16 protein-coding genes and 2 pseudogenes are annotated in these 21,801 nt (G+C 59.3%); 7 read left to right on the top strand and 11 right to left on the bottom strand.

All coding sequences use genetic code 11. From position 1 onward, the window contains the following. Positions 1-7: 7 nt before the first annotated feature. From BLQ41_RS02620 to BLQ41_RS02610, 3 genes are read right to left on the bottom strand one after another with little or no spacing between them, the layout of a single operon-like run. Positions 8-268 carry a phosphopantetheine-binding protein gene (locus tag BLQ41_RS02620; RefSeq protein WP_090176507.1) on the bottom strand — a complete coding sequence of 87 codons (261 nt, stop codon included), beginning with the start codon at positions 266-268 and terminating at the stop codon, positions 8-10. Beyond that, on the bottom strand, positions 249-1,058 hold the full coding sequence (locus tag BLQ41_RS02615) for a lysophospholipid acyltransferase family protein (protein WP_090176503.1): 810 nt from the start codon (positions 1,056-1,058) through the stop codon (positions 249-251). The genes BLQ41_RS02620 and BLQ41_RS02615 overlap by 20 nt, the downstream gene beginning before the upstream one ends. Beyond that, entirely contained in the window at positions 1,034-1,759 is a 726-nt protein-coding gene (locus BLQ41_RS02610; protein WP_090176500.1) for a beta-ketoacyl synthase chain length factor, read from the bottom strand. Before BLQ41_RS02610 ends, BLQ41_RS02615 begins: the two co-directional genes overlap by 25 nt. Before the next feature lie 355 nt (positions 1,760-2,114). Between BLQ41_RS02610 and BLQ41_RS02605 the strand changes: the two genes are divergently transcribed. Beyond that, positions 2,115-2,885, top strand: a complete 771-nt coding sequence (locus BLQ41_RS02605; protein ID WP_090176497.1) for a ParA family protein — start codon at positions 2,115-2,117, stop codon at positions 2,883-2,885. A gap of 63 nt (positions 2,886-2,948) precedes the next feature. Here BLQ41_RS02605 and trxC read toward each other — a convergent pair whose 3' ends face one another. Then, on the bottom strand, positions 2,949-3,383 hold the full coding sequence (gene trxC / locus BLQ41_RS02600; protein WP_090176495.1) for a thioredoxin TrxC: 435 nt from the start codon (positions 3,381-3,383) through the stop codon (positions 2,949-2,951). 280 nt (positions 3,384-3,663) lie between these two features. On the opposite strand from trxC, the gene mazE reads away from it, so the two are divergent. Together mazE and mazF are read left to right on the top strand one after the other, a co-directional pair. Beyond that, on the top strand, positions 3,664-3,933 hold the full coding sequence (mazE, locus tag BLQ41_RS02595) for a type II toxin-antitoxin system antitoxin MazE (RefSeq protein WP_090176492.1): 270 nt from the start codon (positions 3,664-3,666) through the stop codon (positions 3,931-3,933). Continuing rightward, positions 3,933-4,295, top strand: a complete 363-nt coding sequence (mazF, locus tag BLQ41_RS02590) for a type II toxin-antitoxin system toxin MazF (RefSeq protein ID WP_090176490.1) — start codon at positions 3,933-3,935, stop codon at positions 4,293-4,295. The genes mazE and mazF overlap by 1 nt, the downstream gene beginning before the upstream one ends. 6 nt (positions 4,296-4,301) lie before the next feature. On the opposite strand, the gene selO is transcribed toward mazF, so the two are convergent. From selO to BLQ41_RS31300, 5 genes and pseudogenes are all read right to left on the bottom strand, one after another. After that, positions 4,302-5,765: a protein adenylyltransferase SelO gene (selO, locus tag BLQ41_RS02585; RefSeq protein WP_090176489.1), complete on the bottom strand. Its 1,464-nt coding sequence runs from the start codon at positions 5,763-5,765 to the stop codon at positions 4,302-4,304. 48 nt (positions 5,766-5,813) lie between these two features. Continuing rightward, positions 5,814-9,161, bottom strand: coding sequence for a mechanosensitive channel MscK (gene mscK, locus BLQ41_RS02580; protein ID WP_090176486.1), 3,348 nt, complete (start codon positions 9,159-9,161; stop codon positions 5,814-5,816). A 34-nt stretch (positions 9,162-9,195) separates the two neighbouring features. Next, complete coding sequence (locus BLQ41_RS02575; RefSeq protein WP_090176483.1) at positions 9,196-10,938, bottom strand: potassium/proton antiporter; 1,743 nt, start codon at positions 10,936-10,938, stop codon at positions 9,196-9,198. Between the two features lie 211 nt (positions 10,939-11,149). Then, complete coding sequence (locus BLQ41_RS31305; protein ID WP_408003503.1) at positions 11,150-12,013, bottom strand: methyl-accepting chemotaxis protein; 864 nt, start codon at positions 12,011-12,013, stop codon at positions 11,150-11,152. Next, a pseudogene (locus BLQ41_RS31300) lies at positions 12,005-12,760 on the bottom strand (MCP four helix bundle domain-containing protein); the annotation flags it as partial. The pseudogene BLQ41_RS31300 and the gene BLQ41_RS31305, both read right to left, overlap by 9 nt. Positions 12,761-13,050: 290 nt before the next feature. Here BLQ41_RS31300 and BLQ41_RS02565 point away from each other — a divergent pair. The 4 genes and pseudogenes from BLQ41_RS02565 (at position 13,051) to BLQ41_RS31290 (ending at position 15,618) form a co-directional block, all read left to right on the top strand. Further along, positions 13,051-13,281 carry a hypothetical protein gene (locus tag BLQ41_RS02565; RefSeq protein WP_090176480.1) on the top strand — a complete coding sequence of 77 codons (231 nt, stop codon included), beginning with the start codon at positions 13,051-13,053 and terminating at the stop codon, positions 13,279-13,281. Next, positions 13,278-13,580, top strand: a complete 303-nt coding sequence (locus BLQ41_RS02560) for a cell division protein ZapA (protein ID WP_090176477.1) — start codon at positions 13,278-13,280, stop codon at positions 13,578-13,580. Before BLQ41_RS02565 ends, BLQ41_RS02560 begins: the two co-directional genes overlap by 4 nt. Before the next feature lie 100 nt (positions 13,581-13,680). Next, positions 13,681-14,754 (top strand): annotated as a pseudogene (locus BLQ41_RS31295) (HAMP domain-containing protein); the annotation flags it as partial. An 18-nt stretch (positions 14,755-14,772) separates the two neighbouring features. Beyond that, positions 14,773-15,618 (top strand): methyl-accepting chemotaxis protein, encoded by an 846-nt coding sequence (locus BLQ41_RS31290; protein ID WP_408003502.1) that lies wholly within the window; start codon positions 14,773-14,775, stop codon positions 15,616-15,618. A gap of 120 nt (positions 15,619-15,738) precedes the next feature. Here BLQ41_RS31290 and BLQ41_RS02550 read toward each other — a convergent pair whose 3' ends face one another. After that, a complete protein-coding gene (locus tag BLQ41_RS02550) occupies positions 15,739-17,541 on the bottom strand; it encodes an acyl-CoA dehydrogenase (RefSeq protein WP_090176472.1) in 1,803 nt (600 codons plus the stop codon). A gap of 173 nt (positions 17,542-17,714) precedes the next feature. Next, positions 17,715-21,665: a trifunctional transcriptional regulator/proline dehydrogenase/L-glutamate gamma-semialdehyde dehydrogenase gene (gene putA, locus BLQ41_RS02545; RefSeq protein ID WP_090176469.1), complete on the bottom strand. Its 3,951-nt coding sequence runs from the start codon at positions 21,663-21,665 to the stop codon at positions 17,715-17,717. Positions 21,666-21,801 lie beyond the last annotated feature (136 nt).

The following is a 21,801-nucleotide window of genomic DNA, read 5'->3' as shown; positions in this document are numbered from 1 at the left end:
TCCGGTCTCAAGCTGCCTGTTTTGCGGTGACGAACGCCGCAAGGCTCGCCACGTTACTGAAATGATTACGAGTGTCCTTGGCGTCGGCATCGATTTTGATGCCGTACTTTTTCTGGATCGCAAGGCCCAGTTCCAGGGCGTCCACCGAGTCCAGTCCCAGGCCTTCGCCAAACAGCGTCTGGTCGTCGCCAATATCGTCGACGCTGATGTCTTCCAGGCCCAAGGCTTCGATGATCAGCAGTTTGATGTCACGGTGTAGATCGCTCATCTTCGGCGAGCTCCTTGATAAAGTAGTGATGCAAATAATCGTTGAGCTTGCGCGAGGCCTGAGGCGCAGGGCCACACGCGGCGAAGGCTTGTGGATCTATATCGGCCCCAACACGGAAACTGAAGTGCACACGGCGTTTTGGGATGCGATACCAGGGTTCCGCCTTGGTCAATGTGCTCGGATTGACCTTGATGATCACTGGGGTGAGGATTTTCGCACCGCGCATGGCGATTGCTGCGCCCCCCCGATGAAAGGCTGGTGGTTTGCCTGGCTGGGTACGGGTGCCTTCGGGAAAAATGATCAGGGTCTGGCCGTTTTTCAGTGCCTCGGCCGCCCTGTCCAGCATGTCCATGCTGCCGTCGTTGCTGATGTAGTCGGTGCGGCGCAGAGGGCCACGGGTGAAGGGGTTGGTCCAGAGGCTTTGCTTGACCACGCAATTGGCGTGGCTGACCAGGCCGATCAGGAACACCACATCGATCAGCGACGGGTGATTGGCAATGATCATCTGGCCCGGTCGACCGAGTTTTTCCGCGCCCTGGATATCGTAGGTCAGCACGCCAGTGCGAGCCATGAACCGCACGAAAAACCAGAAGCAGCGGCTGACGGTGATGCGCGCACGCAGTCGATGTGCCTGGGCATCGCCGGGCAGGCAGCTCAACAGCGGGAAAACCACAAGACGCAGGCACAGTCCACCCAACCCGAAGAGGGTGAAGCTCGCGGCAGTGGCCAGCAGACGCCAGTAATAAGCGTCGCGGTTTTTTTCGGTTACAGGTTGCGTTGCCAGGTCCATACACGATTTTTCCAGGCATGTTGGCAGGTGGTCTGCTGGCCGAGCAGGGTACGCAATAGATTCAGGGCATGGGGCCAGTGGGATTTGGACAACTGATCCGCAGCGCTGTTCAGGGACAGCTGCCACTCGGTGCCCGGGGTCAGTAACAGACCGACCGCATAAGGGAACGGCACATCATCAATCCAGGCCGAGTAGGCTTGAGGCGGCTGTTCCTCGGTGACGATCAGCAAAACGGCTGGCGCGCCTTCGGCGAGCAGCGCAGCGGCCTCTAGCATGCCGTTTTCAAGGCCGTCGCCGGCTGCGGCGAGGGCGGTCATTTCGCTGGTTTCACCCCGCATGATCGACCAGAGGCCAATCACTGCGTTGTGCACCGACAAGCTGAATTGAGTGGGCGACAACGGCTGATCGGCGGCCAGGTCGCTGAGAATCTCAAAGGTACGTGGGGTTTCGCCGTGACGGGAAATAAAGACCAGCGGTAGCTCATCGCGACCCTCGGCCAACGGCCAGCCGACACTGAATGCCATCCGCGCGAGACGACTGAGTCGCCGACGCTGCATCGCCGGGAGAAAAGAGACGTCGGGGGCGGCATCGCTGTTCTGAAGCGCGACCGGTTGTCGGCTCCAGGCCTGCCAATCGTCCACGCTTTCGAGCCCCGGGGCCCATGCGCGCCATTGGGCGATGTTGAAGTTGATCACAGACATTCATCCCGCCCCTGCGGGCTTTCTTGACGCGGCGAGCTGCAAAAAAGCGCGAGCTACCTTACGTGGCGCTTGGCGCCGAGTGGTGGGCATTATCCCGTTGCGGCGGGCGCGTAGCAAATGATGGTTACATTTTGCTCAGCGAAATGTACTGGTTGGTCCGCTCTGCGCTGTCGTTTGGCCATTATCCACATCGTGGTGCTCAAGTCTGTCGGCTCAGTCAGCAATCAGTGGCAGAGATAGCGGATTTTTTATTAAGAGATTACCGCTGACTGTGTAGTCCCTATGCCGACGAGGTAGCTAAGCAGCGCCGTGGACTACTACACTCGGTCATTCTTTGATACACGGAGGTTTTGACATGCGGCGCGTGGTGTTCAATCAGAAAGGTGGCGTGGGCAAATCCAGCATTGCCTGCAACTTGGCGGCGGTCAGTGCCAGCGAGGGGTATCGGACGTTGTTGGTGGACCTCGATGCCCAAGCCAACTCCACTCAATACCTGACGGGCCTTACAGGTGATGCCATTCCGATGGGCATCGCCGACTTCTTCAAACAGACCCTGTCATCCGGGCCGTTTTCGAAGAAAAACCAGGTCGATATCTACGAGACACCGTTCGATAACCTCCACGTCATCACCGCCACGGCAGAATTGGCTGATCTGCAGCCCAAGCTCGAGGCCAAGCACAAGATCAACAAGCTGCGTAAGTTGCTTGAAGAATTGGACGGCGAATATGACCGTATCTACCTCGATACGCCCCCAGCGCTGAATTTCTACGCGGTATCGGCGCTGATCGCCGCTGACCGGGTGCTAATTCCTTTCGATTGCGATAGTTTTTCGCGCCAGGCGCTGTATGGCCTTTTGGCAGAAATCGAAGAGTTGAAGGAAGACCACAACGAAGGCTTGGAGGTCGAGGGGATCGTCGTCAATCAGTTCCAGGCCCGTGCAAGTCTGCCTCAGCAGATTCTCGACGAATTGATTGCCGAAGGGTTGCCGGTGCTCCCGGTCTATCTGGGCAGTTCGGTGCGCATGCGTGAATCCCACCAGGCCAACACGCCGCTGATCCACCTTGACCCACGGCACAAGCTGACCCAGCAGTTCGTCGAACTGCACAACTTGCTGGAAAATGCCTGATTCGCGCTAATCACTGACCTGATGCGGGAGCGGGCTTGCTCCCACATAAGGTGCGTGGTGGTTTCAGATCCCCTGGCTACGCAACCAGCTCATCAATTGCGGTAACGGGAAGGCCCCACTCTGGCGTGCCACTTCCCGGCCGTTCTTGAACAGAATCAAACTCGGAATCGAACGAATCCCCAACTGCGCCGACAACTGCTGATTCGTCTCACTGTCCAGTTTGGCCAGCCTGCATTTACCCGCTAGTTGCACCGCCGCCTGCTCGAACACCGGCGCAAACGACTTGCACGGCCCGCACCATTCTGCCCAGACGTCTACCAGCAACGGCAGATCGCCCTTGATCTGACTGGAGTAATCGCCTTGCTTCAATTCGAACGGTTTGTTCAGCAAGACCTCGGCTTTGCAGCGACCGCATTTTGGATGATCGTTGAGGCGTTCGGCGGGGATGCGGTTGAGGCCGTTGCAGTGGGGGCAGGGGATGAGGAGTGGGTCGGTCATGATCGGGCGGGCTCTGAAAAGTTGGGCAATCAATAGCTGATCTGGAGTCGCAGCCTTCATTTATCAAGACAGATTTTTAGATTGGGGGCGGAGACTGTCGCAAATGCTCACATATTCCAGAGTTTCGGTTTGAATTCGGTGGCTACGCTGGAGGCGAATTCACCCGTTTAGATACCTTATTAAGGAGTTCGCTTTTGCCTTTAGCGTCGTGCTACTTTTGTTGCACTTATCGAGAAATCGATATCTCTCAATCTCTCAATTGTCGGATAGGAGTTATCCCATGTCCGTGACTTCCAAAATTCGCCGTCAAGGCGGTGCTGCGGTGATTACTCTCCCCCCCACTTTACTGAAGCTCTTGCATTTGGACGTGGGGGCGCAGCTGGAGCTGAATGTAGTCGACGGTGAGTTGATTGCCCGCCCGGTTGTCCAGTCTTCTCGCAAGCGCTACAGCCTTGCCGAGTTGCTGGAAGGGTCCGAAGAAATAGCAGAGCTGAATGCCCAGACGGCGTTTGCACGTGAAGGCGATCCAGTTGGTCGGGAGTTAGGCTGATGGTGCGTCGGCAAGCCCCGCAGCGGGGTGATGTCTACTGGATTGATCCGAACCCGGTTGCTGGGCGGGAGATGATGGATCGGCATCGATTCGTGGTGATCACTCCAAGGGAGATCAACTCTTTGGGGGTCAGCATGACAGTACCGGTGACCAGCGGTGGGAGCTTCAGTCGAAACTCCGGTTTGGCAGTCATCGTCTCTGGCCACGAAACGAATGGCGTTGCGGTTTGTAATCAAGTACGCAGTTTTGATATTGAGCAGCGTGTTCGCGACGGCTCAGCCAAGTTCATTGAGAGACTGGATGCCATCACGATGGCAGACATCATTGCTCGAGTCGTCAGTGCCATCGATCCCTTGGAATGAAAAGCTTCACGACGAACAACTGATCTCCAAATGCTTGCCCCATTCCGGCGGCCGCTCGGCGTAACTCTCCATCCCCGGTTGTTCTTCGAACGGATTGCTCAGCACCGCGTGTAAACGGCGAACCTCTGCATAGTCACCACCCTCTGCCGCATCGATGGCTTTCTGCGCCAGGTAGTTGCGCAGGATGTACAGCGGATTGACTGCGTGCATCCGCGCGCGGCGCTGTTGTTGATCCAGCGCGCCGTCCCGGGAGACCCGGGCGATATAGAGCTCGCCCCAGGCATCGAAACCCTTGATATCGACAAAATCGTCGCGCAACCGGGCAATGGCCAGTTCGGGTGATTCATCGCCGAGTCGGCGGAAGAACAGGCTGTAATCGACGCCGCTGTTCTGCATCAGCTGCAGCAGATGCTCCAGCAATTTCTGGTCGTCCTCTTCGGCGGTGGTGAAGCCGAGCCGGCGGCGCATCAGGTCCAGGTAATGGGCCTGGTAGAGCGGCAAGTACAAGCCGAGGGTTTCGCGCAGGGCTTCGACACTGATGAACGGCGTCAGGGCCTGGGCCAGGGCGCTGAGGTTCCATTGCCCAATCGGCACTTGATTGCTGAAGGAGTAACGACCCTGATCATCCGAGTGGTTACAGATGAAGTGGGCGTCGAAATCATCAAGGAAGGCGAACGGGCCGAAGTCGAAAGTAATACCCAGGATCGACATGTTGTCGGTGTTCATTACGCCGTGGCAGAAACCGTAAGCCTGCCATTTGGCGATCAGTTCGGCATTGCGCTCGACGATTTCGCGAAACATCGCCAGGTACGGTTCCGGCTGTTCCAGGCATTCTGGAAAGTGCATGGCCAGCACATGCTCACCGAGTTCTTTCTGTTTCTCGGGACGTTTGGTGTAGTAGAAATATTCGAAATGGCCGAAGCGCACATGGCTTGGCGCCAGGCGCAGGACCATGGCCGCGCGCTCCTGTTTCTCACGCCATACCGGCGTGTCGGAACCGATCACGCAGAGTGCGCGAGTGGTAGGGATGTTCAGGGCATGCAGCGCTTCGGAGGCGAGAAACTCACGGATCGAGGACCGCAGCACGGCCCGTCCATCGCCCATTCTTGAGAAAGGTGTCTGGCCCGCCCCCTTCAGGTGCAAGTCCCAGTGCTCGCCGGCTTCGTTGTAGACCTCCCCCAGCAACAAACCGCGACCATCGCCCAGCTGCGGGTTGTAGGAACCGAACTGATGGCCGGAATAGACCATTGCCCGCGGGACCGCATCGGCCCAGAGTTTATGGCCACTGAACAGCTCGGCGAACTCCGGGGTGTCGGCCACGGCCGGATCGAGATCGAGCAACGCCATGGCGGCAGGGCTCGCAACGACAAGGCGCGGGTTGTCGATAGGTTCGGGCAACACATGAACGGAAAACGTATCGCCCAGGCGGGCAAAACGATTATCGAAGGTCAGTTCGTCGAGGACTTTCAACGGCCATCTCCAGCAGAATGTCCGAGCATTCTGCTAGGGATAAGCCGGTTAGTCGAGCTTGGCGGCCGGCGGCTCTTGCGGTTCGTCATCTCGCTTGGGGACGATGGTTTTGGATTCCGGCTCGATCGGCACCATTTTGTATTCCTGACCCTGGAGGTTCTTGAGGTAAACCTCCATCTGGCGGAACGAGATGTTGATGTGCTGCTTCTTGAACTCGCGGTTGATGAAGCGGTTGACCTCATCGAGCACCGGGTTACGGTCGCCGAGGTCGCGCACGTGCATGCGCAACTCGTGGTCGAGGGTGCTTTCGCCGAAGTTCAGGAAGTACACATGCGGTTCTGGATCCTTCAGTACACGCGGGTTATCCCGGGCAGCTTTGAGCAGCAGTTCTTTCACCAGATCCAGGTCGGAGCCGTAATCGACGCCGAGCTTGAGGGTCACGCGGGTGATGGTGTCGGTCAGGGACCAGTTGATCAGTTGTCCGGTGATGAACGTCTTGTTCGGGACAATGATGTCCTTGCGATCGAAGTCGGTGATGGTGGTGGCGCGGATGCGGATCTTGCTGACCGTGCCTGACAGGTTGCCGATGGTGATGGTGTCGCCGATGCGCACCGGACGCTCGAACAGAATCATGATGCCGGAGATGAAGTTCGCGAAAATCTCCTGCATCCCGAAACCTATACCCAGCGATAGCGCGGCCACCAGCCATTGCAACTTGTCCCAGCTCACGCCGAGCGTGGACAGGGTCGAAACGAAACCGATGCCGGCGATCGCGTAAGAGAGCAGTGTGGTCGTGGCGTAGGCGCTGCCTTGCGCCAGGTTCAACTTCGACAGCACAAGCACTTCCAGCAGTCCCGGCAAGTTGCGCGCGAGGGCAAAGGTGATGCCGATGATGATCAGGGCCCCGAGCAGGTCGCCAATGCTGAGGGGCACCATGCTCAAGTTGGCGCCGGTGCCGCTGGTGTATTCGTAAAGGGTGATGTTGTCCAGGTACGAGAACACCGAAATCAGATCGGACCAGACCCAGTACAGCGCGGCGATGAAACCACCCAACAACGCCAGACGGATCAGTCGCAGCGATTGCTCGTTGACCTTTTCGATGTCCAAGGTCGGCTCTTCGATCACCGCTTCGCCTTCGCCGGCTTCTTTTGCGGCCTGCCGTTTGGCCAGCGCTCGCTGATAAGCCAGGCGTCGGGCTGCAACGCTGAGGCCGCGAACGAAAGTGGCTTCGATCACCAGCCAGAACATCAGCAGATAAAGCGTGTTGATCAACCGGTCGCTCAGCTTCAGCGCCGTGTAGTAGTAGCCGAAGCACACCGCCGCGAACAACGCGACGGGCAGGACGGTAAACATGATCCCCACCGCTTTGCGAAACAGTGACGCGTTCTGGTGAGTCGGGCTGCTGACCAGCAGGCGGCTGAGCAGCCAGGCCATCAAGGCGTAGCAGGTCAACACCACCGGCATGCCGAGCACGTCATCGGCCAAGGTGGCGGGTTGCAGCTCGGCGACAGCCACTACCGCAACCAATGCCATTACCACAAGCCCCAGCCTGCGGACCCAGCCTTGCAGGAATTCGACCTGGGGTTTTTCCCAGCGGAAATGCAGCTCGGCCACGCCACCCGGCGCAAGGATCCGGTAAGCGGTGTAGAACACCAGCCAGGCCTGGGCCATTTGCAGCAGTGCCGCGCCCATGTTGGCATTCTGCCCGCGGGCATCGATCTGCAAGGCCAGGCCGCACAAGGCCAGGCCCAGGGAAACCGGCATCGCCAACAGAATATTGATCAGGATGGCCTGGGGGGTGTGCCACTGGCTGTCACGTTTGAAGTGGCCGATGTCCTGGTGAACCTTGTTCAGTCGGGCATACAGGCTTTTGCGCCGCCACAACAGGGCGCCGATCAGCAGCACCAGCGGTAGAAACAGCAGCGGTCGCTGAATCAGGCCATCGGTCAGTTCACTGAGGCTGGAGGCCCACGGCAACGTCGTCACCTGGCGTTGCAGGCGTTCCGGCACGGCGCGCATCCATTCCAGGTCCAGCGGTTTGTTGCTGGGAATCCAGAACATCTGTTCATCGAGCGTTGCCCGCAGGCTTTGCGCGGTGCTGAGCAATTGTTTCTGATTGAGCTGCAGGGTGATGGATTCGTTGAGCACTGCGCTCAGTTCGCGGTTCAGTCGCTCCAGCAGGTCCGCCCGGGTCGTGGCCAGGTCCAGCAGGCTCTTGCGCAGCTGCGGAGTGACTTGTTCCGGCGGTTGGGACGCCAGCAGGTTGTCGACATAGGTCGCCGGGTTGCTGAGCAACTCCCGTTGCTGGCTGACTTCAAACTGGTAGAGGCGAATGTCGGCAATCTGGTCGGCCAAATCTCGATCAAGCTTGAGGAGCGGCAGCGATTGTTTCTGTTTGTAGAGAATCTTGGAGAGCAGCAGGCTGCCCTTGAGCACGTTGATCTGCTCGTCCAGCGCCGCATCGCTTTGTGTCACGTTGTCCAGTTGCTGCTTGGTCTGCAGGTTCTGCTGGGTGACTTCGTTGAGACGGTCAGTGCTTTTGAGCAGGTAGTCCGAGAGTTTCAGGTTGGCCGCGCTTTCAGTGGCCAGCAAGCTGCTGCTACCCGACTTCTGCGCTTCGATGGACTGCTGCGTCACCGTTTCCTGGGACTGCGCCAGACGCTTCTGGTTGATCAGGGTTTGCAGCTCCTGGATTTCCTGATCCAGGCGATCGGATTTTTCCGTGAGCAAGTCATGCTGGCTGTTGCCCAGGTCTTGCAACTGGCTGTTGCCGGCCAGTTCCTGGCGGCGCAGCGGGATCAGGGCATTGAGGGCCGCGAGCTCGGCATTGAGCAGGTCTCGCTGTTCGCCACTCAAGGTCTTGCCGGCGTCTTTCCCGGTCTTGAGGATGTTGTTGATCTGCTGAATGCGCGTCTGGCTGCTGGAAATTTCAGCCTGCGCGCGCTCTGGACGGGTCTGGGCGGTAATCACCAGACTGTTGGCCTCGGCCAGTGCTTTTTGCAAATCGCTTTGCTGGGTCGAGCGCTCGGTGAGCATTTGCTCAAGCTGCTGGATCGACTGATTGGCGTAGCGTTGCGCCACCGGTAGCACTTTGGAGGCTTTGAGCCGCACCAACTCGCGCTGGTTCTCGATGTTCTGTTTGGGGGCGGTGGCCAACTGTTGCTTGAGGCTGGCCAGCTTCTGCTCGTAATCGCGCTGATTGTTGAGCTGAGTCAGCGTGTTTTGCAGGATCGATTGCAGGGCTTTCTGATCGGCTTCCGGCAGTTTGCGGTCGGCGATCTTGTCCAGGTTCGCCTGCACGGCTTCGCTGGACGGCGGTTCGGCCGCTTGCAGGGTTCCGACAGAAAGACTCAAGCCCAGCAGGGCCATGATGAAAAAGGTGCGCAGGGTTGACATAGAGACCGATCGAAAACGAGACGAAGTGTGGAGTTTAGAGGAAGAGTCCGGGGCCGGGGCGACTTCCTTCGGGGAATCTGACGCCCACTTTGCCGATCTTGTTCCCGTCCATGACCGCGACGGTCCAGATGGTGTTGTTCCACTCCACCTGGTCACCGACAACGGGTGCGCCACCGACTTTCTGCGCGATGAAGTGCCCCAGGGACATCTGCGGATCGATGCCATCGACTTTCAACCCGTACAGGGCCGCAACCGCGGCCAGCTGGGCGTCTCCTTCGAGCACGAAGTCGCCAAAGAAACGCAAATCCAGACCGCGTTGCGGTGCCTGGCTGAAGAGTTTTCCCAGCGCCGGAAGGTTATGTTCATGGCCGATAACGCAGAGCAAATCATCGACTTCAAGCACCGTACTACCCGACGGATGGAGCAGTTGCTGGCCACGAAACAGTGCGGCGATGCGAGTGCCTTCCGGCATTTTCAGCTCACGAAGGGGCGAACCGATGCACCATTTTTCGGCACCGAGGCGATAAACGAACAGCTCCCACTCGCTGGTGACATGCACTTCCAGCGCGGAACGGGAGATCGGCGCCGGCTCCGGCGGAACGGTGACTTTCAACAGTTTCGCCACCCAGGGCAGGCTCGTGCCCTGCACCAGCAGGGACACCAACACAATAAAGAAGGCGAGGTTGAAGTAAAGCTGGGCATTGGGCAGCCCGGCCATCAGCGGGAACACCGCCAGAATGATCGGCACCGCGCCGCGCAATCCGACCCAGGAGATGAATGCTTTCTCGCGTCCGTGGAAGGCTTTGAACGGCAGCAGGCCGACCAGCACCGACAACGGCCGCGCAAACAGAATCATCCACAGCGCCAGACCGAGCGCGGGCAGGGCGATGGGCAGCAGGTCATGCGGCGTCACCAGCAGCCCCAGCACCAGGAACATGCCGATCTGCGCCAGCCAGGCCATGCCGTCGAGCATGTGCAGGATGCCGTGGCGGCTGCGCACCGGACGGTTGCCGATGACCAGGCCACAGAGATAGACGGCGAGGAAGCCGCTGCCGTGCAGGGCGTTGGTCAGGGCGAACACCGCCAGGCCGCCGGCAATCACCAGAATCGGGTAGAGGCCGTTGGCCAGGTTGATCCGGTTGACCAATTGCAGCATCAGCCAGCCGCCGCCCAAGCCGATGATGGCGCCGATACCGAACTCACGGACGAAATGCCCCAACAGGCTCCAGTGCAGGCCGGTCTGGCCGCTGGCGAGCATGTCGATCAGGGTGACGGTGAGAAACACCGCCATCGGGTCGTTGCTGCCGGATTCGATTTCGAGGCTGGCGGTGACCCGCTCGTTCAGACCTTTGCCACCCAGCAGCGAGAACACCGCCGCGGCGTCCGTGGAGCCGACAATGGCGCCGATCAGCAAGCCCTGAATGATGTTCAGGTTGAACAGCCAGGCCGCGACCAAACCGGTCAGTGCGGTCGTAATCAACACCCCGACGGTGGCCAGCGACAGCGCGGGCCACAGTGCCACACGGAAACTCGCGACCCGGGTGCGCAATCCGCCGTCGAGCAGGATCACTGCCAGCGCGAGGTTGCCGACCAGATAAGCCGTTGGATAGTTATCAAAGATAATACCGCCGCCGTCGACGCCGGCCGCCATGCCCACGGCCAGGATAATCACCAGAATCGGGATGCCGAGGCGGGAAGACAGGGAGCTCACCAGAATGCTTGCACCTACCAGCAACGCGCCGATCAAGAGCAGGCTGTTGATGGTCGTCGCATTCAAAGGCAATACTCCAGAAAGCTGAAAGACGGGCACAAACTGACCATGCAGTCTGCGTGCCAGCGATTCTAACCTGTTGAAATGTGATGCTGTCAAAAAGGTTTTGCCGATCAAAAGATCGCAGCCTCGTTTCTCTCGACAGCTCCTACAGTCGAATCAGGAGCAGTCGAGAGCAACGCGGCCGCGATCTTTTCGGCAGTGACGCTATCTTCGTTTAGAGGCTAAACCGCCCAACCATGTTGTTCAGGTCCAGCGCCAACCGCGACAGTTCATTGCTCGCCGCGCTCGTCTGGTTCGCCCCGGTCGCCGACTGCACCGACAGATCCCGGATGTTCACCAGGTTGCGGTCCACTTCCCGAGCCACTTGCGCCTGCTCTTCAGCCGCGCTGGCGATCACCAGGTTGCGTTCATTGATCTCGACGATGGCGCTGTTGATCGTGTCCAGCGACAAACCGGCGCCACGGGCAATGTTCAAAGTCGATTCGGCACGTTCGGTGCTGTTGCGCATCGAATTCACCGCGTGTTCGGTCCCGGTCTGAATGCTGCCGATCATGCGTTCGATTTCGCTGGTCGACTGCTGAGTGCGATGAGCCAGTGCACGAACCTCGTCGGCCACCACCGCAAATCCACGACCGGCCTCACCGGCGCGCGCTGCTTCGATTGCCGCGTTCAGCGCCAGCAGGTTGGTCTGATCCGCCAGGCCGCGGATCACGTCCAGCACCTTGCCGATATCACGGGACTCATTGGCCAGATCACCGATCAAGGTCGCCGTGCTCTGCACATCAGCGCTCATGCGTTCAATGGCGCTGACGGTTTCTTGCACCAGATCACGCCCGTCACCGGCCGATGTAGTGGCGTTTTTCGAGGCTTCGGAGGTGCTCACGGCGTTGCGGGCGACTTCTTCCACAGCGCTGGTCATTTCGTTGACTGCGGTAGCAGCCTGTTCGATTTCGTTGTTTTGCTGAGTCAGGCCGCGAGCGCTTTCGTCGGTGACGCTGTTCAACTCTTCTGCGGCGGACGCCAACTGTGTGGCCGAGCCGGAAATCCGTTGCAGGGTGTCGCGCAGCTTGTCCTGCATCTTCGACATGGCCAGCAGCAAACGACCAGCTTCGTCTTCGCCGTCAACAGTGATCGGGCGAGTCAGATTGCCTTCAGCGATTTCTTCGGCGGCGCTCAAGGCATTGGCGATGGGCTTGGTGATGCTGTTGGTCAGCAACCAGGCGAACAGCAAGGTCAGGCCGCCGGCGATTACCAGCAACGTGATGACCAGGTTAAAGGATGTCGAATACTGGTCACCTGCCTGGGTGTTGGTGGTGTCAACCTGTTGCGTATTGATCTCAAGTAACTTGGCGAGGGCCGAGTTGACGGCTTCTGAGTTGGAGAGCAATTCGGTGTTGAGCATCTTGCGCAGTTCATCGACCTGGTTATTGCGCGAGAGCGTCTTCATGCGGTCTTCGAGCTGGCGATACTGCGCCAGCAACTGCACGTATTGATCGTAAGCGGCGCGTTCTTGCGGGCCGTCGATCAGCGGTTCGTAGACCTTCTGAGCGTCGCGAATCTGCTGATTGCGCAAGTCAAACAGCTCGAAGGTTTTCTGCTGAACGTCCGGTTCGCGATTGACCAGCAAACGGTAGGACAACACCCGCAGGCGCAGGGTCAGCTGGGTAAATTCGTCCAGGCTCTTGATGCTCGGGACACTGGTGGAGGCGATGTCTACGCCCGCCGCGCGAATCTTGCTCATCTGGTTCAAGGCAAACACCCCCAAGACCAGCATCAAACCGCCAATCAGGGCGAAACCGAGGAACGCTCGCGGTGCGATGTTCATATTACGAAGGGACATGGTGTTTACCGAAATGAGCGCACCCGTGCGGTGCCGAGACTGACGTATGGATGACTTATCGGTCATGCGACTAAAGTCTTGAGCGGCTGTGCGGATTTGTCGCACGGCACGCCCGGCGACGAAGTGCAGGAACCAGATCCGCCAATCACAGTCTTTAAAGTTCGCGAGGAAGCTCATCTGCCAGGAAAATCAAGGCCTTGCGCCCCAATATCCCTGGCATCCGTGGTGACTTTTCTTTATCGTACGCGCCCCTTGAAAATGCTTGGAAAATCAAAATGTTGGAAGCATCCCTAAGCCAATTGGAACAGCTGGTCAGCGACCTGGTGCAACAGAACCAGAGCCTGCTCGCCACCAATCAAACCCTGAGTGCAGAACTGGCCCAGGCCAAGGATGAAAACGAAAGCCTGCAACTGAACCTGATGGAACAGGAAGAGAAACAAGGCGCCACTGCCGCACGCATCCAGGCCCTGGTTGAGCGCGTCAGCGCCGGCCCGGTCAGCGCATGAACCACGGCGCCGCAGGGGTAAAAGTCGTCTCGATCCTGGGGGAGGACTATTCGATCAAGGCGCCGGCCGGGGAAGAGCAAACCCTGCTGGACGCCGTGATGATGTTGAAGGCTGCCCTGGCCGACACCAAAAGAAAGTACCCGACGCTGATCGGTGACCGCCTGCTGGTGCTGGCTGCGATGAATCTGTGTTCCCAGCAGATCGAAATGAAAAAGCAGCACAAGCAGGAACTCGACCGTTACCAAGAGCAAGTCAGCGCCACGGTTGAAGTGATCTCCAAGACGATCAATCAGGCCTGATCGGCTTTGCGCACAACCAAAGAATAAATTGTCGGTTGCGTTGTATACAATCGGCACGGCTGTTGCAGTGTTTCAGCCTCTTATTCTTTGGGGGTGCTCCATGCAGTTTTGGCGACGCAGTATTCAATGGCAGTTGATCCTGAGTATGGGCACCGCCCTGCTGGTCAGTATTCTGATCGTGGTTGGCATTTATACCCTGGTGGTCAACCGTCTCGCCCAGAGCTACCTGGTCGAACAAGCGCTGCCGTCGAGCATCGAGGCGATGCGCAACGACATCGAGCGTATCCTCGTTCAACCCCTCACCGCCGCCAAAGACATCGCCAGCAACAGCATGGTGCGCGACTGGTTGGCCGGGGGTGAAAACACTGCCCAGACCGCTACGTTTGTGCAGTATCTGGAAGGCATCCGCGCCGAGCACAAAGCTTTTACCGCGCTGATTGTCGGCACCGCTTCCAACCACTATTTCACTGAAAAAGGCCTGGACCGGACCCTCAGTCGTTCTAACCCCAAAGACGCCTGGTTCTACACATTCCTGGACAGCAACCAGCCGCGCACCCTCAATATCGACAATGACACCGCAACCGGAGAATTGGCGCTGTTCATCGACCTCAAGGTCGAGCAGGGCGGTAAAACCGTGGGCGTTGCCGGGCTTGGCCTGAGCATGAAAGAGCTGTCGGAGCTGATCCACAACTTCAGTTTCGGCGCGCGCGGCAAGGTCTATCTCGTGCGTTCCGACGGTTTGATCCAGGTTCATCCCGAAGCGCAATTCAGCGGTAAACGCACACTGGCCGAGCAAATCGGCGCGCCCGCCGCACAAGCTGTAATGAGTCAAAAAGCCGCCACCAACAGTAACTTCGTGCGCGACGGCGAGGACTATCTGGCGTTGAGCCTGCCATTGCGGGACTTGGGCTGGACCCTGGTGGCCGAAGTGCCGCAATCGCAGATCTACGCCGAAGCCCGTCGCGCCATGTGGATGAGCAGCGGCATCGGTCTGGCGGTGGCACTGGTGTGTCTGCTGTTGGTGGTAGTGCTGGCCCGTGGTTTGGTGCGGCCGATTCGTCAGGTAACAGCGGCGCTGGTGGCCATCGGTAGCGGTGGTGGAGATTTGACTCACCGGTTAGATTCCAGCCGCGCCGATGAGCTGGGCGACCTGGCTCGCGGCTTCAACCGGTTTCTGGACAGTCAGCGCGAGATGATTGGCGAAGTGCTGACTACCAGCGAGCGTTTGCGCACGGCCGTCGGCCAGGTGGCGCGAGTGGTAGACAACACCGCCGAACGTTCTGGTCGCCAGCAGGAAATGACCGACATGGTTGCCACCGCCGTCCACGAGATGGGCCTGACCGTGCAGGAAATCGCCCAGAACGCGGGTAATGCCGCCGTCGCTTCGCAAAATGCTCGCGATGAAGCGATGCAGGCGCGGGAAGTGGTGGGCGGGTCGATTCGGCATATTGAAAGCATGTCGGATGAAATCGGTATCGCGGCGGGTGCCGTTGGCGAGTTGGCCAACCAGGTGGCGTCCATCGATCAGGTGCTGGCGGTGATTCGCGGAATTTCCGAGCAGACCAATTTGCTGGCACTCAATGCGGCCATCGAGGCCGCGCGAGCCGGTGACATGGGCCGTGGTTTTGCGGTGGTGGCGGATGAAGTGCGCACCCTTGCACGGCGGACACAGGCGTCCACCGATGAAATTCAACAGATGATCGGCAGCCTCAAGCAGGGCGCGGAGAATGCCGTGTCTTCGATGCATTCCGGGCAAGCGGCGACTGGTACTGGTGTTGAGTCGAGTCAGCGCACCGGGGCGTCGTTGACGGCGATTACCGGGCAGGTCGAGCGCATCAGCGACATGAACCATCAGGTGGCAACGGCGACGGAGGAGCAATCGGCAGTGACCGAAGAGATCAACCGCAACGTTCAGGGGATTTCCGATCTGGCCCGGGCGACGGCAGGCGAAGTCAGGGCTTGTCGTGAGGATTGCCAGACGTTGCAGCGGTTGGCTGATGATCTGGCGCGGCAGATGAGCAGTTTCAAACTCACCTAACCGATCGTTCCCATGCTCCGCGTGGGAATGCCTCAATGGACGCTCTGCGTCCGCTTCTGGGACGCGGAGCGTCCCGGGCTGCATTCCCACGCAAAGCGTGGGAACGATCAGTGTGAGGTGTCAGAACCACTCATCCTGCATCCCAAGGCACACATCATCCCGCGCCTCAAGAATCGCCAATTCATGATGGCAACCCGGCACTTCCCACGTCAGGAAATACCGCGCCGCCTGCAGCTTGCCCTTATAGAAGCTCACATCCGCCGCATTGCCTTTGGCCAACCCTTCCTCGGCACGAATCGCCTGCTCCAGCCAGCGCCAGCCAATCACCGTGTGCCCGAACACTTTCAGGTACAGCGCCGAATTCGCCAGGCTGCTGTTGACCTTGCCCTGACCCAGGTCCGTGAGCAAACCGATGGTCACCGTTTGCAGGCGCGCCACCAGTTTTTCCAGCGGTTCACGCAGCGCCGTCAGCGATTCGTATGCCTGAGCGCGCTCGGCCGTGTCGGCGATCAGCCGGATCAATTGCTTGAGCCCGGCACCGCCGTTCTGCGCCAGTTTGCGCCCCAGCAAATCCAGTGACTGAATGCCGTGAGTGCCTTCATGAATCGGGTTCAGGCGGTTATCGCGGTAGTACTGCTCAACCGGATATTCGCGGGTATAACCGTGACCGCCCAGAATCTGGATCGCCAGTTCGTTGGCCTTCAGGCAAAACTCCGACGGCCAGGATTTGACGATCGGCGTCAGCAAATCCAATAGTTCATGGGCCTGCTTGCGCTGGTCCTCAGTCTCCAGCGTCGTGGTGTCATCGAACAGCCGCGCGGCATACAACCCAAGGTCGAACGAGCCTTCGACGTAGGCCTTCTGAGTCAGCAACATGCGTTTGACGTCAGCGTGCTGAATGATCGCCACCGGCGCGGTGTTCGGATCCTTGCTGTCCGGCACCCGACCTTGCGGACGCTCACGGGCGTACTCCAGCGAATACAGATAACCGGCGTAGCCGAGCATCACTGCGCCCATGCCGACGCCGATCCGCGCCTCGTTCATCATCTGGAACATGTAGCTCAAGCCGTGGTGCGGCTTGCCCACCAGATACCCGACACACTCCCCGTTATCGCCGAAGTTCAGCGCGGTGGAGGTGGTGCCGCGCCAGCCCATCTTGTGGAACAGCCCGGCCAGCAGCACGTCATTGCGCTTGCCGAGGCTGCCGTCATCGTTGACCAGAAACTTGGGCACGATGAACAGCGAAATACCCTTCACCCCGGCCGGTGCGTCCGGCAATTTGGCCAGCACCATGTGCACGATGTTTTCCGACAGCGGATGGTCGCCGCCCGAGATGAAGATCTTGTTGCCCTTGAGGCGATAGGTGCCGTCAGACGCAGGCTCGGCGCGTGTACGAATATCCGACAGCGAAGAACCGGCGTGCGGCTCGGTCAGGGCCATGGTGCCGAAGAAGCGCCCGTCAATCATCGGTTGCAGGAAGCGCTGCTTCTGTTCATCGGTGCCGAAGCTTTCGATCAGGTTGGCCGCGCCCATGGTCAGGAACGGATAGGACGTCGATGCCGCGTTGGCCGATTGAAAGTGCGCAAAGCAAGCCTGGGAAAGCAGCGTAGGAAGTTGCATGCCGCCGGCGTCGAAACTGCGCGCCGCGTTGAGGAAACCGGCTTCGAGAAAGGCATCCACCGCCGGTTTCACTTCCGGAATCAGAATCGCCTGACCGTTTTCGTAGCGCGGCTCGTTCTCGTCGTTCTTGCGGTTATGCGGCGCGAAAAATTTCTCGGCGATGTTGCGCGCGGTGCCGATAGCCGCATCGAAGGTTTCGCGATTGTGATCTGCAAAACGCTCACGCTGGGTCAGGCCCTCGGCATCGAGGACTTCATACAGCTCGAAAGCCAGATTGCGGGAACTGAGCAACGTCTCGGACATAGCGGACTACCTTTAAAAAAGTATGCCGCAGTCTAGGGAGACTTATAAAAATGGGGAAGGAAGATAGATGGGGGTGATGGGGCGGCACAAGCTTCAAGCTTCAAGCTTCAAGCTACAAGTAAGAGCAGTTTGCTTCTACTTGCAGCTTGCAGCTTATAACTTGCCGCTGCTGCTTAACCTATCGTCATCAGACTGGCATTGCCTCCAGCAGCAGCCGTGTTAACGCTCAAAGCCCGCTCGATCACCAGTCGCTCCAGCGCAATGTTGGTCTCGCCTTGGGACAAGCCATGAACCCCGACAATCGCCCCGGCACGCTTGGCGACTTGCTGGCACACCGCACGCAGCTGATCGGAATGGCCATGATGCAGAACCGCATCAAACACCACTTCGTCCTTGGTCCAGTCGGACACCAGCTTGATCTTCGCCTGTATGTCCTTCGGCAGACGTGCGAACAAAGCCTTGGTCAAGTCAGCGTCCGGCCAAACTGCCGAGCCACCCACCGCCAATACCGCCGCCAGCTGCGTCAGCAGGTCGCCTTCGACTTCAGCCAGGCATAGCACGTGTTCACGGGGCAGGATGGCGTAGCTGTTGCGCTCGCCGGTCGGGCCTGCCAGAACGCGGGTAATGCCGCTTTGCGATTGCGCCGCGAACTGCACGCACAGGGTGCTCAGGTCGCTGAACTTGTTGCTGTCGGCCCAGGCTTTCAGGGATGTCAGCGGTTTGCTCATGGCATCGCGCAGACGCACATCCGGTGCTGTGATTGCGTCGCCGCGAGCGAAGGATTGTTCAATCGCATCGGTAGGACGTGTCGACAGCAGACGGTACAGGTACAACGGACCGCCAGCCTTCGGACCGGTGCCCGACAAGCCTTCGCCGCCAAACGGCTGCACGCCCACCACGGCACCCACGATATTGCGGTTCACGTAGACGTTACCGGCGTGGACGTTGTCGATCACCTTGGCGATGGTCTCGTCGATCCGGGTGTGAACACCCAGCGTCAGGCCGTAACCCGAAGCGTTGATCTGACCAATCAGTTGATCGATGTCTTTGCGCTTGTAGCGAACCACGTGCAGCACCGGGCCGAAAATCTCCCGTTGCAGTTCGTCGAAGCTTTCCAGTTCAATCAAGGTCGGCATCACGAAGGTGCCGCGTTTGACTTCTTCGCTGTTGGCGATCGCCACCTGATACACATTGCGACCTTTGTCGCGCATGGCCTGGATGTGCTTCTCGATGCCCGCCTTGGCTTCGGCGTCAATCACCGGGCCGATGTCAACGGACAGGCGTTCCGGGTTGCCGAGACGGCATTCAGCCATCGCGCCCTTGAGCATTTCGATGACACGGTCAGCGGAATCTTCCTGCAAGCACAGCACACGCAGAGCCGAGCAACGTTGGCCGGCGCTGTCGAAGGCTGACGACACCACGTCGATCACAACCTGTTCGGTCAATGCCGAGGAGTCGACGATCATTGCGTTCTGGCCGCCGGTTTCAGCGATCAGCGGAATCGGGCGACCTTGTGCATCCAGACGACCGGCGACGTTGCGTTGCAGCAAGCGAGCGACTTCGGTCGAACCGGTGAACATCACGCCTTTGACCCGATCGTCACCGACCAGACGAGCACCCACGGTTTCGCCACGGCCCGGCAGCAGTTGCAGCACGCCTTCGGGAATCCCGGCTTCGAGCAGCAAGCGCACGGCTTGAGCCGCTACCAGCGGGGTTTGTTCCGCAGGCTTGGCCAATACCGGGTTGCCGGCAGCCAATGCAGCAGCCACCTGGCCACTGAAGATTGCCAGCGGGAAGTTCCACGGGCTGATGCACACCACTGGACCCAGCGGGCGGTGGGCATCGTTGGTGAAATCGTTACGTGCCTGTACCGCGTAATAACGCAGGAAGTCCACGGCTTCACGCACTTCGGCGATGGCGTTGGCGAACGTCTTGCCGGCTTCGCGAGCCAGCAGGCCCATCAGCGGCTGGATTTCGCCTTCCATCAAATCAGCGGCACGTTCCAGAATCGCAGCGCGTTCGGCGGGCGGGGTGGCCTGCCAGATCGGTGCGGCATTCAGGGCGCACTGGATCGCGTTGTCGACGTCTTCGACGGTGGCTTCCTGCACGTGGCCGACCACGTCACGCAGATCGGACGGGTTCAGGACTGGCGCAGGGGTTTCAGTGCTGGAGGCGCAACCGAGCATCGGCGCGGCTTTCCAGTGGTTGTGAGCAGTGGCCAGCAGGGCGCAGGACAACGAAGCCAGACGATGTTCGTTGGCCATGTCGATGCCGCTGGAGTTGGCGCGCTCGGCACCATAAAGATCACGCGGCAGCGGGATACGCGGGTGCGGCAGGCCGAAGCCGCCTTCCAGCGTAGCCATTTGCTCGATGCTGGCCACTGGATCGGCCACCAGCGCCTGAATCGAGATGGACTGATCGGCGATTTGGTTGACGAACGAGGTGTTCGCGCCGTTTTCCAGCAGGCGACGTACCAGGTACGCCAGCAGTGTTTCGTGAGTACCGACCGGTGCGTACACGCGGCACGGACGGTTCAACTTGCCTTCGGAAACTTTGCCTACAACCTGTTCGTACAACGGTTCACCCATGCCGTGCAGGCACTGGAACTCGTACTGGCCGGGGTAATAGTTCTGACCGGCGATGTGGTAAATGGCCGACAGGGTGTGGGCGTTGTGCGTGGCGAATTGCGGGTAGATGACTTCCGGCACCGACAGCAGTTTGCGCGCGCAGGCGATGTAGGAAACGTCGGTGTACACCTTGCGGGTGTAGACCGGATAGCCTTCCAGGCCTTCAACCTGTGCGCGCTTGATTTCGCTGTCCCAGTACGCGCCTTTCACCAGACGGATCATCAAGCGATGACGGCTGCGGCGAGCCAGGTCGATCACGTAGTCGATCACATACGGGCAGCGCTTCTGATAAGCCTGGATCACGAAACCGATGCCGTTCCAGCCGGTCAGTTGCGGCTCGAAGCACAGGCGCTCCAGCAGGTCCAGCGACAGTTCGAGGCGGTCGGCTTCTTCGGCGTCGATGTTCAAGCCGATGTCGTATTGCTTGGCCAGCAAGGTCAGCGACAGCAGGCGCGGGTACAGCTCGTCCATCACGCGCTCGTACTGGGCGCGGCTGTAACGCGGGTGCAGTGCCGAGAGCTTGATGGAAATGCCCGGGCCTTCATAAATCCCACGACCGTGGGACGCTTTACCGATCGAGTGGATGGCTTGTTCGTACGAGGCCAGGTACTTCTGAGCGTCGTGTTCGGTGAGTGCCGCTTCGCCGAGCATGTCGTAGGAATAGCGGAAACCCTTGGCTTCGAACTTGCTCGCATTGGCCAAGGCTTCGGCGATGGTTTCACCGGTCACGAACTGCTCGCCCATCAGGCGCATGGCCATGTCGACGCCCTTGCGAATCATCGGCTCGCCGCTCTTGCCGATGATGCGGCTCAGGGACGACGTCAGGCCGGTTTCGTTATGGGTGGCGACCAGTTTGCCGGTCAGCAGCAAGCCCCAAGTGGCGGCGTTGACGAACAGCGAAGGGCTGTTGCCCAAGTGCGGCTGCCAGTTGCCGGTGCTGATTTTGTCGCGAATCAGCGCGTCGCGAGTGCCTTTGTCCGGGATACGCAGCAGCGCTTCGGCCAGGCACATCAGTGCCACGCCTTCCTGGGACGACAAGGAAAATTCCTGCAGCAAACCCTGAACAATGCCGGCACGGCCGCCGGCGCTCTTCTGATTGCGCAGTTTTTCGGCAATCGAAGCAGCGAGTTTGTTGGTGGCTTCCGCCATGGCGACCGGCAGGCGAGCCTGTTCGATCAGCATCGGCACCACTTCCGGCTCAGGGCGACGGTAAGCGGCGGTGATCGAGGCGCGCAGGACCGATTGCGGCAGGATGCTTTCAGCAAATTCGAGGAAGCACTGGTGGGCGTGATCCAGAGGCGCATCGACGGCTTCGTCGGAATCCTTGGTCAAACCGCTCAGCTCGGTCAGGGTTGCACCACCCTCGAGTTTTTCCAGGTAATTGAAAATTGCCTGCTTGATCAGCCAATGCGGCGTGCGATCAATCGAAGTCGCGGCGGCTTTGAGGCGCTCGCGGGTCGGGTCATCTAGTTTGACCCCAAGGGTGGTGGTAGCCATATTTTTATCCTCATGTTTGCCACGACCGCGTGGCATCAGCTGGCGGCAAGATTAGCCGTGCAACCGTCGAGGTGCAACCGGGTGCAACCCTTTTTTTGTCGGAATAATAAGCAGCTCGTCAGGAATTAAATTCCGG

This window comes from Pseudomonas arsenicoxydans (assembly GCF_900103875.1).
In the GTDB taxonomy this organism is placed as follows: domain Bacteria; phylum Pseudomonadota; class Gammaproteobacteria; order Pseudomonadales; family Pseudomonadaceae; genus Aquipseudomonas; species Aquipseudomonas arsenicoxydans.
Note: the sequence above shows the minus strand (reverse complement) of the source record. Positions and strands in the feature narration are given on the sequence as shown.

What these genes read in the sequence shown, in the direction of transcription:
- BLQ41_RS02620 (WP_090176507.1), bottom strand. Translation starts at nt 268, where the DNA reads ATGAGCGATCTACACCGTGACATCAAACTGCTGATCATCGAAGCCTTG.
- BLQ41_RS02615 (WP_090176503.1), bottom strand. Translation starts at nt 1,058, where the DNA reads ATGGACCTGGCAACGCAACCTGTAACCGAAAAAAACCGCGACGCTTAT.
- BLQ41_RS02610 (WP_090176500.1), bottom strand. Translation starts at nt 1,759, where the DNA reads ATGTCTGTGATCAACTTCAACATCGCCCAATGGCGCGCATGGGCCCCG.
- BLQ41_RS02605 (WP_090176497.1), top strand. Translation starts at nt 2,115, where the DNA reads ATGCGGCGCGTGGTGTTCAATCAGAAAGGTGGCGTGGGCAAATCCAGC.
- trxC (WP_090176495.1), bottom strand. Translation starts at nt 3,383, where the DNA reads ATGACCGACCCACTCCTCATCCCCTGCCCCCACTGCAACGGCCTCAAC.
- mazE (WP_090176492.1), top strand. Translation starts at nt 3,664, where the DNA reads ATGTCCGTGACTTCCAAAATTCGCCGTCAAGGCGGTGCTGCGGTGATT.
- mazF (WP_090176490.1), top strand. Translation starts at nt 3,933, where the DNA reads ATGGTGCGTCGGCAAGCCCCGCAGCGGGGTGATGTCTACTGGATTGAT.
- mscK (WP_090176486.1), bottom strand. Translation starts at nt 9,161, where the DNA reads ATGTCAACCCTGCGCACCTTTTTCATCATGGCCCTGCTGGGCTTGAGT.
- BLQ41_RS31305 (WP_408003503.1), bottom strand. Translation starts at nt 12,013, where the DNA reads ATGCAGGACAAGCTGCGCGACACCCTGCAACGGATTTCCGGCTCGGCC.
- BLQ41_RS02565 (WP_090176480.1), top strand. Translation starts at nt 13,051, where the DNA reads ATGTTGGAAGCATCCCTAAGCCAATTGGAACAGCTGGTCAGCGACCTG.
- BLQ41_RS02560 (WP_090176477.1), top strand. Translation starts at nt 13,278, where the DNA reads ATGAACCACGGCGCCGCAGGGGTAAAAGTCGTCTCGATCCTGGGGGAG.
- BLQ41_RS31290 (WP_408003502.1), top strand. Translation starts at nt 14,773, where the DNA reads ATGATTGGCGAAGTGCTGACTACCAGCGAGCGTTTGCGCACGGCCGTC.
- BLQ41_RS02550 (WP_090176472.1), bottom strand. Translation starts at nt 17,541, where the DNA reads ATGTCCGAGACGTTGCTCAGTTCCCGCAATCTGGCTTTCGAGCTGTAT.
- putA (WP_090176469.1), bottom strand. Translation starts at nt 21,665, where the DNA reads ATGGCTACCACCACCCTTGGGGTCAAACTAGATGACCCGACCCGCGAG.